Genomic DNA, 10,963 nt, shown 5'->3' with positions numbered 1-10,963 from the left:
AAACTTCAATCCAACACGACTCATGATGCAGATTGTATCTCATCCTAGGACGTGGGTGCTCGACCGGTTGATTGCACTGATGACGGCTGCCGGCGCACTCGCTCTCTCTGCGTGCGCCACAACACCGCACACAGCCGCGGAGCTGGCCACGACGGACGGCGGCGTACGCGTCGCGGGCTCCGCCGCCTTCCACGCGATCGGTTGGCCATCCTATGGCTACGATGCCGCCGGTACACGATTCTCGCCAGCGTCGCAGATCACTCCCGCGAACGCGCATTCACTCACGCTTGCGTGGACCTACCGCACGGGCGAAACACGTCCCGAGCTCGCTGCGAAAAATCGCGCGGAGTTCGAGACGACTCCGATCGTGATCGACGGAGTCATGTATCTGAACACTCCGCTCGGCAGAGTAATCGCGCTCGATCCGACGAGCGGCTCGGAGTTATGGGTGTTCGATGCGCACGTCGATCGCGCGGTCGATCCCGGTGATTTCGCAAGCCGCGGCGTCACGGCATGGATCGATGCGGCAGCCAACCATGATGCTCCATGCGCGATGCGCATCTTCCTGGCGACGGTCGATGCACGTCTGATCGCGATCGATGGCCACACCGGAAAGGTGTGCGATGATTTCGGCGATCACGGCACGATCGATCTCAAGCAAGGGCTGCGCAATCCACCGCTTACGAACTGGGGAGAATATGTGGAGACGTCTCCGCCAGTCATCATCGATGGTCTCGTTGTAATCGGCTCGAGCATTGGCGACAACGGACGTGTCGACAAGCCAAGCGGGGAAGTGCGCGCGTTCGACGCACGGACCGGAGCGCGCCGGTGGGGATTCGATCCTGTCACCCAGGATCCATCCGATCCGCACTACAAGAGCTGGGGCGGCCCGAACGGCCACAACACGGGTGCAGCGAACGTCTGGTCGGTGATGGCGGTCGACTCGGCGCGGGATCTCGTCTTTCTGCCCACCACGAGTCCCAGTCCCGATTACTATGGCGGCGAGCGGCTGGGTGACAACCGTTACGCAAATTCCATAGTTGCACTGCGTGGATCGACCGGCAAGGTGGTGTGGGAATTCCAGACGGTGCACCACGATCTGTGGGATTACGACAATGCAGCACCGCCCGCGCTCGTCACCATCACGAAGGACGGGCGCAAGCAGGATGTCGTGGTCGAGGCAACCAAGACGGGTCAGTTGTTCGTGCTCGATCGAGCTACTGGAAAACCAGTTTTTCCGGTCGAGGAGCGCCCGGTGCCACGCAGCGACGTTCCTGGCGAGCAGAGCTGGCCAACGCAGCCTTTCAACACTGTCATTGCTCCGCTCACGCCCCAGGGAATCGACTCGACAGAGATATGGGGCGATACACCGGAGACGCTTGCCGCCTGTCGCGCCATGACGCGGTCTCTTCGCAACGATGGGATGTACACGCCGCCAAGCCTGCGCGGCACGATTCAACGTCCATCCAACGTCGGCGGCGCGGCATGGGGCGGAGTGGCTTTCGACGCTCGCACCAACACGATCATCGTGCCGGCGAATCGCATTCCGGCGATGGTGCAGCTCATCGACTCGGTTGAATACAAGCGCGACGGCATCAGCAGCTCCGATTCGCGGTTGGGATACGAATACACACACATGCACGGAACTCCGTATGTGATGCGACGCCGTTCCCTGCTGGTCGGTCCGGATTCCGTACCGTGCGTCAAGCCGCCATTCGGAACGCTGATTGCAATCGACATGTCGACCGGCGCGCGGCGCTGGGAAGTGCCGCTCGGCGGCTGGCCAACGGGCGGGCCGGGCCGCGAGAAATGGGGTGGTCTGGCGCTGGGCGGCCCCATCGTGACCGCGGGCGGAGTCATATTCCAGGCCGGCACACTGGACCGCATGGTGCGCGCTTACGATGCGGCGAACGGAAACGAACTCTGGAGCGCTCGACTTCCGGCAGGCGCTCGCATGACGCCCATGACCTACGTGAGCGGACGGGATGGCAGGCAGTACATGGTGATCACGGCCGGCGGAGGCAAGGAATTCGGCGTTGGCGACTACGTGATGGCGTTCGCGCTGCCGGCGCAACAGTGATGCCCGCGTAGCTGGCGGCCGCGGCTGGCGATCGCGGCTGGCGGGCTCGACCAGCGGTCGCGCAGGTCCTCCGTGGAGCGTTACCTTCCCATTGCCTGGGACGTTGCAGCGCTCCACGGAGGACCGATGTCAGGAGTTGGACGGGAATTCATGCTTCGCATTACGGCCAGCGTAGTTGCGCTTGCGTCGCTCGCGTGTGGCACTCGTGCGAATGATGCTGCAAACGCGCGCGACAGTCTTCGCACGAGCAGTACGACTACGATCGCGTCCAGAACGATTGTGACGCTTTACGATTCCGCGACATATCCATCCGGCCCGGAAGGGGCGTCGGCGCGGCGCGGCTTCGCGATTCTTGCGGCAACGCGCGACAGCCTGCCCGGCTACGTCGGCAATTCACTCCGCTGCTTCAGTTGCCACGTCGACAACGGCCGACGCCCAAACGGGATTCCGTTGACGGGCGCGTACGCACGCTATCCCAACTATGCGACGCGCGACGGGCGCGTGATCACGATCCAGGATCGTGTCAACAACTGCATGCGGCGCAGCATGGCGGGGCGAAATATTCCGTCAGACAGCAGGGAGATGAACGACATAGTTACATATCTCGCGCTCGTGTCGCACGGAGTGGCGGTGGGGAGTCACGTGAGCGGCGAAGGGTTGCCGAAGATGCCTGATATGAGCGGCGAGACGTCACGTGGCGCATCGATATTTACCGCGCGGTGCGCGCGTTGCCATGGCGCCGATGGACAGGGGATACCACCTGCAACCCCTCTCTGGGGGCCCCGCTCCTATTCGATAGGGGCGTCGCTGGCGCGTATGGAGCGCGCGGCGTCGTTCATCAGACACAACATGCCGTTCGATTCGGCTGGCATATTGAGCGATCAGCAAGCATACGACGTCGCGGCGTTTGTCGTGTCTCATCCGCGACGTGATTCACACGGGAAGGAGCTGGACTGGCCGAATGGAGGTGCGCCGCGGGACGTCCCGTACGACACGCGCGGTCACAAGGCGTTCGATCCACCGCGACGCCTGTTGCCTGCGGCGTTCTAACGGCGTTGTATTGCAGCCCGATGGAATCGGTTGAGTCCTGCAGCGCACCCGTGCGGCGCTCGACACGCGAGATCCAGAGTGCGCGTGGAACACGCCTACATCGTCAAGCCGGCGTGGACGAAGTAGTACTCCGCAGCGCCGAGCATCACGAGCGCGAGCGCGCGCTTGACCCATACCATCCACATCCCTGACTTCGGCAATCGCGCGAATGTTGCGCCGAATATTCCGACTACCACCAGCAACGCGCACATGCCGATGGAGAAGACGAACAGGTAGATGAAGCCGAGTACCGCGCTCTTGGTCACCGCGACCCATGTGAGAACCGCGGCGAGCACTGGCGCGGAACACGGTGCCGCGACGAGTCCCGATGCGCATCCCATTATGAATGCGCCGCCGAGCGAACTGACCGATTCGGTGCGTCCGCCGCCGAGTAGTGCGGAGGGGATTCGGATCGGAATCGCGTCGAGCATCCAGAGACCGAATAGAAGCAGCAGATTGCCGGTGACGAGTGCTGCCCACGGACTCGCACTCACAGTGCCGAACAGCGTTTGCGTGAGCCCCGCGAGCAACCCGAGCAGCGCGTAAACCAGCGAGAGCCCGAAGACGTACATCAGGGTCAACGCGACGCCGCGGCGAGTGCTGCGGCCAACCGACTGACCACCGACTATTGCCGCGGTGATCGGAATCATTGGATAGATGCACGGCGTCAGGCTGGTGAGGACGCCGGTGAAGAACAGGATCGGAATGGCTGTCGCAGGACTCTGCGACAGCCGGATTCCGATCTGGGAGAGATCCACGCTTCCGAGCTACAGTTTCCCGACTGTCGTGCTACTCGGTCTTCGCCTTCGCGATCGCCGCGGTAAGATCGTCGTAGGCGTGCTGATCCAGTGCACCGAACTTCATGTTGCGGCTCACGATCTTGCCATCCTTGCCGATCACGAACACGGTCCGGCTGGCGTACGGACGCCCCGCCATCAACGAGCCATACGTGCTCGCGATCTTTCCGCCGTTGTCGGCGACGAGCGTGAATGGGAATTTCGAGTCGTGTGCCCAGCTCACGTGTGATTCGAGGCTGTCGAGCGAGATGGGAAGCACCGTTACATCGGATCCGAATATCTTGGAGTACTCATCGCGGAACTTGTTGAGCTCGTGAGTGCATCCGCTCGACCGATCCGCCGGATAGAACGCCAGCACGACAACGTGCCCGCGCAGGGAACTGAGAGATACAGCATGCGTACCGGACTGGTCCGCGCCCTGCGCCGTGAAATCAGGCGCCATCGTGCCCACTTCGGGTGCGGATGAAGCCTGCGCCGGAGGCATCGCCATTCCACCCATCGATCCCTGGGCCTTCAAACAGAATGGCGCTGCCATCAACATCGCGATTGCCGGGAATTTCATGATCCTGAACATTGTCATCGACTCGCTGCTGGAGAGTTACGGACGAACTACGGGATGGATTGAAGAACTGATTACCGTGCTGACAACCGAATTGACTACAGAACGCCGCGAATGGCCGCGTCCAGATCCTGCTTGTCGCCAACGCCCGTGTACGCGACCCTCCCCTTCTTGTCGATGATCACGACGAAAGAAGTGGCTGCGACATCGTATGCATCGGTTGCCTTGCCACTGTCGTCGTAGTACACGGGATACTTGAGCGACCGATCCTTCACGTGCTTCGCGACGCGCCTGGGCGACTGATTCACGTTCACGGCGATCGCTGCAAACTGAACCTTGTCGCCGTACTTGCTGTACGTCGCCTTCATCGTCGGCTCGAGACGCTCGCAGAATTCACACCACGTCGCCCAGAACTCGATCAGCATGGGGCGTCCGATCGTCGGCGTCACGCGAACGGATTTGCCGGACACGTCGGCGACGGTCACTGCCGGCGCCATCGCCCCGATCGCGATTCCCTCACCCGACTGCGCCACGACGGGCCTGGCGCCGACGAGCAAGGCCGCGGCCAGGGCGGCGTGAAGGATGCGGTGAGATATCCTGCGTGCAGGAGTAGTATATGAGAGCTGTGATATCATGATTGGGCCACGGTGCGAAGATACCCCACAAACTATAAATATGGCCACTGCACCGCGGCATCTGACGTAACGTCCGCCGATGACCGCCATCGCGCGGCGAGCGGTTGATACAGATGGTTGAGCGACAAGCTGGCCGCCCCACGCCGGCGGAGTGCCCCGCCCGGCGCCCGGGTCAGGAAAGTCCGAATCGATCCAGCCCGTCCCGGTAACGGCGACTCAACCGCGTCTGCGAGCCGTCGCGCATCACGACTACATAGTCTCCGTGCGACCAGGGCCTGAGCTCGGCGACGCGATCGAGATTCACGATCTGCGAGCGGCTGATGCGCACGAATTTCACGGGATCGAGCCGCCGCTCGAATTGCGTCAGGGTGGCGCGAACGCGGTAGACATCCGGTCCAACCTTCAGCCGCACGTAATTTCGCACTGACTCGATACGGTCGATCCTGTCCACGGAAATCAATAATACGCGCTCGCCCGATTCGACGAGTATCCGTTCTGCGCGCTGCGGGCGCGAAGCCTCGGCGTCCTCGACCAATCGGCGCAAACGGTCGCGCTCCTCGCCGACTAGCCTGCCCGCGACGGTCTCCTTGGCACGCGCCCACGCACGCTCGAACCGTTCGGCATCGTACGGCTTGAGCAGATAGTCGACGGCGTGCATGTCGAACGCTCGCACGGCGTATGTGTCGAAAGCCGTGACGAATACCAGGTGGGGCAACGCATCGGGTGGCAGCGCATCAACAACACCGAACCCGTCCACGCCCGGCATCTGGACGTCCAGAAATACTACATCGGGTGCTTCGTTGCGGATCGTCTCGATCGCCGCGACGCCGTCGGCCGCTTCATATATCGCAACGACCTCCGTATCACTGCCAAGCAATCTGCGCAGCTTCTGCCGAGCGGGGCGCTCGTCATCCACTATCAGCACCTTGAGGCCGGCTGCGTTACTCATGAGTCGCCTCCGGCGCGATACGGTGGAACGGGATCCTGACCGTGACACTGAGACCGCCAGACGATCTGTTCTGCAACGCCAGCTGGTGGTGGTCGCCATAGAGATGGTCGAGGCGACGCTTGGTATTGCCGAGTCCTATCCCCTTTCCGATTGCAGCTTCGGGAGATCCCGTGATTCCAAGGCCGTTGTCCTGGACTTCGAGCAGAAGATCGCCGCCTGATTGTCGGGCTCGCAGCGTGACATGCGCCGGAATCGAAGGCCCTGGATCGCCGTGCTTGAGCGCATTTTCAACGAGCGGTTGCAACAACAGCGGTGGGACGGCCGCGCGACGTACGTCATCGGAAATATCGACATCGACAGTGAGTCTGTCCGCAAACCTCGCGCGCATTATCGCGAGATAGAGGTCCAACGTCTCGAGCTCATCCTGCAGCGATACTTCCGGGCCCGGCGACGAGCGCAGTGTGCGGCGCAGCAGATCGGCGAGAGACGCGAGTATGCTATCCGCGGCAGCGAGATCCTCGTACATCACGGACGACACGGTGTTCAGTGCATTGAAAAGAAAATGCGGTTGCAGCTGAGACTCGAGCGTCGCGAGCCGCAGCCTGTTGAGCTCTCCTTCCAGTCGCGCAACCTGCACCTCGCGATCGCGAGACGCGCCATAGTGATCTACCAGCGTCACGAGGGATACGAACAATGCGTACGCGATCACATCCATGGGAAATTCCATGAAATAGCGCGTCGGCATGATTCCGTAATCGTAGTGACCGAGCCCGAAGATCGTGTACAGGAGCTGCCGCGTGACGGCGTTCCATGACGTGTGCAGGACAGAGAAGCCAACGAGCACGGCAAGGTGAAACGGTACTGCCAGGGCGCCACCACGCTTCTGAATCCTGCGTACAATGGGAAGCACGGGGCCCATCAGCAGGATAATCGCGCCCCATGCGCCGGTCATCTCGCTTATGAGAGGATCGTAGATCGGCACGGACACTCCCCGCGTCACGAAGTCGAGGTAGTGATATCCGAACATCAGGAGGCCGACCGCGGTGGCCACGACCACGACGATCTCTGCGCGCCGCCAGAACACTCTCATGCCACCAAGCTATAGTGGGAGAAAAAATGCGTAAGTTCACCCTATGACTAATCGATCATGACGTCGATTGTCCATACCCGTGGGACAAGCGGGTCGTATCCGGGACGGGCGGCCATTCTACCCGTGAATGGCTGTGGATCTGAACGAACGAGCGGTTGAATGAGATTCGCATCAATTGCAGCGACCAGCCTCTGGATAATCGCCGCTGTTGCGCCTGCTGGTGCGCAACGATCCTCCTGCGCGCCAACAATGCACAGGATCATGACGGACTCCGCCGTCGTGTCGTTCGAAACGACATGGGCGACGGCGGCGGTTGCGCATGACACCACCACGTTACGATGCATGCTGGCCAACAATTTTGTCGATACCAACTGGCAGGGCATGTTGCGAACCAGACGTGACGTGCTCGCGAGCGCCCCGGTAACCCCGCCGGGACTGACTCAGCATTTCAGCGAGTGGCGTATCGATCGCTTCGACAACACTGTACTGGTGCGGGGATTGAATACGATCGCCGGTGCGGACAACAAGCCGGTATCCACGCTTCGCTTCACCGATGTGCTCCGGTATCTGGACGGGCGCTGGCAGGCTACTGCCGCGCAGGAGACCATGGTGCGGCAATAGCTGCGGCGGGTGCATGAATGCGGCGAATGGGACCGTTCGCCGCGCGGCCGGTGCACCTCACCGCAATGTCGGCGACAGGACAGCATTGTACGGGTTACGTTAGCATTGCGTGTAGTTGTTCACCACTGAACGGAGCTGACGCATGGCCAACCCAGCACAGTGCATCACCATAATCGGCGCGGAATATGGCGCGGCGCTCGGCATCGACAGACTCATGGCCGCCGCTGGTTACGACGTTCAGAGAGCCGACGATCTCAGAATCGCGAGCAGCACGCTGGTGAATCGCCCCGGTGCTATCGTCGTTGCATCCTGCACTCCCAATGCACCGCCACTTTCGATGATCAGCACGCCGCGCTCGGCGAGCCGAGACACACCGATTCTGATACTCGCTCCATGGGCGTCGGGGACCGGGTCTTCCGCCCTGGGAGCGTCGATGGGCGGCAGGTGCACGGTCGAGCCGTTCGCTCCCACCGAATTTCTGGCGCGACTCAAGACTCTGGTACAGGAATCAGCGCCGAGCGATGATGATACTGCGACCGTGCTCGCTTTCGGCGACGTCGAGATCGATATTCCTGCCTGCGCCGTCAGGAAGAACGGAGTACCTGTTGCGCTCACGACCAAGGAATTCGACCTGCTGGTCGCGCTGATACGAATGCGCGGCGCCATCGCCTCGCGCGCGACGTTGCTCAAGGTGGTCTGGGGCTACCACTCGGAAGTGGTCACACGCACAGTCGACATTCACATCGCTGAGCTCAGGCGCAAGCTGGAGCCGGTGCCGTCCGAGCCGCGCTATCTGATGACAGTCCGGAAACGTGGATATCGCTTCGCCGGGCAGCGTATCAGCTAGACCCGCGAGGCCGACCGTTCAGCCCGTGCCACCGACCATTAGGCGTGCTGGTTCGCCCTTTACGCCGTCGGATGGTATTCTCCATGGTATGACGTCCGACGAGTCGAATTCGGCCACGACGCCCACGGCGACACTTACCGCTCTGGTAGCGGATGACGAGGCCATCGCGCGCGACGGACTTGGCCATATCCTCGCCGCACTGGATGGGATCGAAGTACTTCCGGGCGCCAGGAACGGCAGAGAGGCGATCAAGATGATCCGCGCTAACCGGCCGGATGTCGTTTTTCTGGATGTCGAGATGCCCGACGTCAACGGAATCGACGTCGTACGCACCTTGCAGGAAGAAGCGCCGCCGGAAGAGCTGCCGATCTTCGTCTTCGTCACGGCGTATTCCAGCTATGCGATCGAAGCGTTCAACCTCGCCGCGTCGGATTACCTCGTCAAGCCGTTCACCGATGCGAGAATCGCTCGCTGCATGGATCGGGTGCGACGGTTGCATGCGCGCATACGGGCGGAGCGGCTGAGCCAGGCAGTGTTGTCGCTGGCGCGGAATGATTTCGCGCCGTCTGCGGCTGCAGCCACACCCAAGGCGTACGTACAGCGCATTCTGATTCCGCATGGCGTGCGTACAATCATCGTGCCGGTGAATACCGTCGAATGGATCGGGGCCGACAACGATTACATCGTCGTCCATTCGCAGGGAAAGGCGCATCTACTGCGCGGCACACTCGGCGCGATCGAACAGGATCTCGATCCGAACAACTTCGCGCGCGCGCATCGATCGATTCTGGTGAACGTCGATCAGATTGCCGAGCTGAGGCGCGAACGTGACGGATCAGCCGCGATGGTACTGCGTGACGGGACGCGGCTACCTGTCGGGCGTCGACGCTACGACGAGATCCGAGTTCGCCTCGCGAGTCACGCTGTACGTGGTGTAGGGACCGACCACTAGCTCCGCCTTGTCACCGGGTGCCGCGACATCGGCGGTACGCCACGGCGCGCAGACGCGGACACTCACCCCGCCGCGCGGATCATTGACGATGGTAAGGCGTCCGGCGTCACCATAGAGCCTGTGCAGCCGCTCTTCCGTGTTCTGCAGCCCCACACCGCGGCGCCCGATTCTGCCACCGGGCAACGACGGTCCGTTGTTCCAGACCGTGATGCACACGCTCTGCTCCGACCGTTGTGCTGAAACGACTACGGTGCCACCATTCACGCTGCGCGCGATTCCGTGGCGGAGCGCGTTTTCCACCAGGGGCTGCAACAGCAACGTTGGAACCATCGCGTCCTGCGTTTCGTCCTCGATTTCCCACACCACCTGAAGCCGGTCGGCGAAGCGCACGAGCTCGATCGCCAGATACTGCTGTATCAGCGATATCTCTTCGCGCAGCGGACGCTCGTCGGTGCCACCGCTGTCGAGCACGCTTCGGAGAACGTTGCCGAGCAGCACGGTAACGCGGATCGCTTCATTGGAATCGCGGCGCGCCAGCAAGGCGATAGTGTGAAGCGCGTTGAACAGAACGTGCGGATGCAACTGTGCGCGGAGCGTATGCAGTTCCGCGCGGGCAAGCTGCGCTTCCAACTCCAGTGTGCGCCGCTCGCGCTCGCGATCGCGCGTTGCATATTCCAAAGCGAGACACGTTGTGTGCGTTGCGGCGTACAGCACCAGCGTCATGACGATCGAGCCGACGAGCACCGACTTGACCAACGCAGGCGTGAGCGCGAGCGGTGACGGCCTGAACTCGATGTTGGCCCAGACGTAGACCGTGGTGTACAGGACGAGCGCGAGAATCAGAAACGCCACGTGCACGCCGACGGTGCGAAGATTCGGACGCCGCTCGACGGGGAATCTTCTCGCAAGCGCAAACACGACTGGCGTGAGCGGCACCCACACATACCATCCCGGACACTGCATCGCGAGCGCTCGCCAGAACGCAATCGGGTGCCCCTGGGCGCCGGCGGCTACATATGAAGAGTACGACGCGACGAAGGCGGGAAGCGACCAGATCGCGATGAGCGTCCTCCACCGGAGGCCGCTCATCCCGGTATCAGATGCGGCGCCGGAGGCCGGCGTAACGGTTCTACCCATCGCTTGGACGCCCCGTGACATCCTGTAATAATAGCATCATGAATCGCAATACGGTGAACGGTATATCCCTGCGCTTGGACGGCGTGTTTGCGTCCGTCAACGGCAAGCCGTGATTGTCGCATGCATGTGCCGGTGCAAATGCTCGTGACATCAGTCAACTCGCATCGCAATACTCATCGCGAATGCCAACGAAATCCACGCAGACAA

At 61.9% G+C, this 10,963-nt stretch carries 11 protein-coding genes; 5 read left to right on the top strand and 6 right to left on the bottom strand.

Features of this window, described 5'->3' with window-relative positions; genetic code table 11:
- Window positions 1-25 precede the first annotated feature (25 nt).
- Together V4529_12840 and V4529_12835 are read left to right on the top strand one after the other, a co-directional pair.
- Window positions 26-2,080: a pyrroloquinoline quinone-dependent dehydrogenase gene (locus V4529_12840; protein MES2359212.1), complete on the top strand. Its 2,055-nt coding sequence runs from the start codon at window positions 26-28 to the stop codon at window positions 2,078-2,080.
- 126 nt (window positions 2,081-2,206) lie between these two features.
- On the top strand, window positions 2,207-3,130 hold the full coding sequence (locus V4529_12835) for a c-type cytochrome (GenBank protein ID MES2359211.1): 924 nt from the start codon (window positions 2,207-2,209) through the stop codon (window positions 3,128-3,130).
- 95 nt (window positions 3,131-3,225) lie between these two features.
- On the opposite strand, the gene V4529_12830 is transcribed toward V4529_12835, so the two are convergent.
- From V4529_12830 to V4529_12810, 5 genes are all read right to left on the bottom strand, one after another.
- The gene (locus V4529_12830) at window positions 3,226-3,927 is read right to left on the bottom strand and encodes a cytochrome c biogenesis protein CcdA (protein MES2359210.1); all 702 of its coding nucleotides are present in this window, start codon (window positions 3,925-3,927) and stop codon (window positions 3,226-3,228) included.
- A gap of 31 nt (window positions 3,928-3,958) precedes the next feature.
- Window positions 3,959-4,546 (bottom strand): redoxin domain-containing protein, encoded by a 588-nt coding sequence (locus tag V4529_12825; GenBank protein ID MES2359209.1) that lies wholly within the window; start codon window positions 4,544-4,546, stop codon window positions 3,959-3,961.
- A gap of 77 nt (window positions 4,547-4,623) precedes the next feature.
- Entirely contained in the window at window positions 4,624-5,160 is a 537-nt protein-coding gene (locus tag V4529_12820; GenBank protein MES2359208.1) for a TlpA disulfide reductase family protein, read from the bottom strand.
- Window positions 5,161-5,332: 172 nt separating this feature from the next.
- The gene (locus V4529_12815; protein ID MES2359207.1) at window positions 5,333-6,109 is read right to left on the bottom strand and encodes a LytTR family DNA-binding domain-containing protein; all 777 of its coding nucleotides are present in this window, start codon (window positions 6,107-6,109) and stop codon (window positions 5,333-5,335) included.
- A complete protein-coding gene (locus tag V4529_12810; GenBank protein ID MES2359206.1) occupies window positions 6,102-7,199 on the bottom strand; it encodes a histidine kinase in 1,098 nt (365 codons plus the stop codon). Before V4529_12810 ends, V4529_12815 begins: the two co-directional genes overlap by 8 nt.
- 261 nt (window positions 7,200-7,460) lie before the next feature.
- Between V4529_12810 and V4529_12805 the strand changes: the two genes are divergently transcribed.
- The 3 genes from V4529_12805 to V4529_12795 all read left to right on the top strand — a co-directional run bounded on the left by V4529_12805 (window position 7,461) and on the right by V4529_12795 (window position 9,619).
- On the top strand, window positions 7,461-7,820 hold the full coding sequence (locus V4529_12805; GenBank protein MES2359205.1) for a nuclear transport factor 2 family protein: 360 nt from the start codon (window positions 7,461-7,463) through the stop codon (window positions 7,818-7,820).
- A 142-nt stretch (window positions 7,821-7,962) separates the two neighbouring features.
- Window positions 7,963-8,667, top strand: a complete 705-nt coding sequence (locus V4529_12800; protein ID MES2359204.1) for a response regulator transcription factor — start codon at window positions 7,963-7,965, stop codon at window positions 8,665-8,667.
- An 88-nt stretch (window positions 8,668-8,755) separates the two neighbouring features.
- Window positions 8,756-9,619, top strand: coding sequence for a LytTR family DNA-binding domain-containing protein (locus V4529_12795; protein MES2359203.1), 864 nt, complete (start codon window positions 8,756-8,758; stop codon window positions 9,617-9,619).
- On the opposite strand, the gene V4529_12790 is transcribed toward V4529_12795, so the two are convergent.
- On the bottom strand, window positions 9,536-10,756 hold the full coding sequence (locus V4529_12790) for a histidine kinase (protein ID MES2359202.1): 1,221 nt from the start codon (window positions 10,754-10,756) through the stop codon (window positions 9,536-9,538). The two genes, V4529_12795 and V4529_12790, sit on opposite strands and share 84 nt — an antisense overlap.
- Between the last annotated feature and the right edge of the window lie 207 nt (window positions 10,757-10,963).

It is taken from the genome of Gemmatimonadota bacterium (genome assembly GCA_040388625.1).
Classification (GTDB): domain Bacteria; phylum Gemmatimonadota; class Gemmatimonadetes; order Gemmatimonadales; family Gemmatimonadaceae; genus Fen-1247.
The sequence above is the reverse complement of the archived record's forward strand: the minus strand, read 5'-3'. Positions and strand labels throughout refer to the sequence as shown.

Excerpts from the sequence above, each read along its gene's own strand:
- V4529_12840 (MES2359212.1), top strand. The coding sequence starts at position 26 with ATGCAGATTGTATCTCATCCTAGGACGTGGGTGCTCGACCGGTTGATT.
- V4529_12835 (MES2359211.1), top strand. The coding sequence starts at position 2,207 with ATGTCAGGAGTTGGACGGGAATTCATGCTTCGCATTACGGCCAGCGTA.
- V4529_12825 (MES2359209.1), bottom strand. The coding sequence starts at position 4,546 with ATGACAATGTTCAGGATCATGAAATTCCCGGCAATCGCGATGTTGATG.
- V4529_12820 (MES2359208.1), bottom strand. The coding sequence starts at position 5,160 with ATGATATCACAGCTCTCATATACTACTCCTGCACGCAGGATATCTCAC.
- V4529_12815 (MES2359207.1), bottom strand. The coding sequence starts at position 6,109 with ATGAGTAACGCAGCCGGCCTCAAGGTGCTGATAGTGGATGACGAGCGC.
- V4529_12810 (MES2359206.1), bottom strand. The coding sequence starts at position 7,199 with ATGAGAGTGTTCTGGCGGCGCGCAGAGATCGTCGTGGTCGTGGCCACC.
- V4529_12805 (MES2359205.1), top strand. The coding sequence starts at position 7,461 with ATGACGGACTCCGCCGTCGTGTCGTTCGAAACGACATGGGCGACGGCG.
- V4529_12800 (MES2359204.1), top strand. The coding sequence starts at position 7,963 with ATGGCCAACCCAGCACAGTGCATCACCATAATCGGCGCGGAATATGGC.
- V4529_12795 (MES2359203.1), top strand. The coding sequence starts at position 8,756 with ATGACGTCCGACGAGTCGAATTCGGCCACGACGCCCACGGCGACACTT.
- V4529_12790 (MES2359202.1), bottom strand. The coding sequence starts at position 10,756 with ATGGGTAGAACCGTTACGCCGGCCTCCGGCGCCGCATCTGATACCGGG.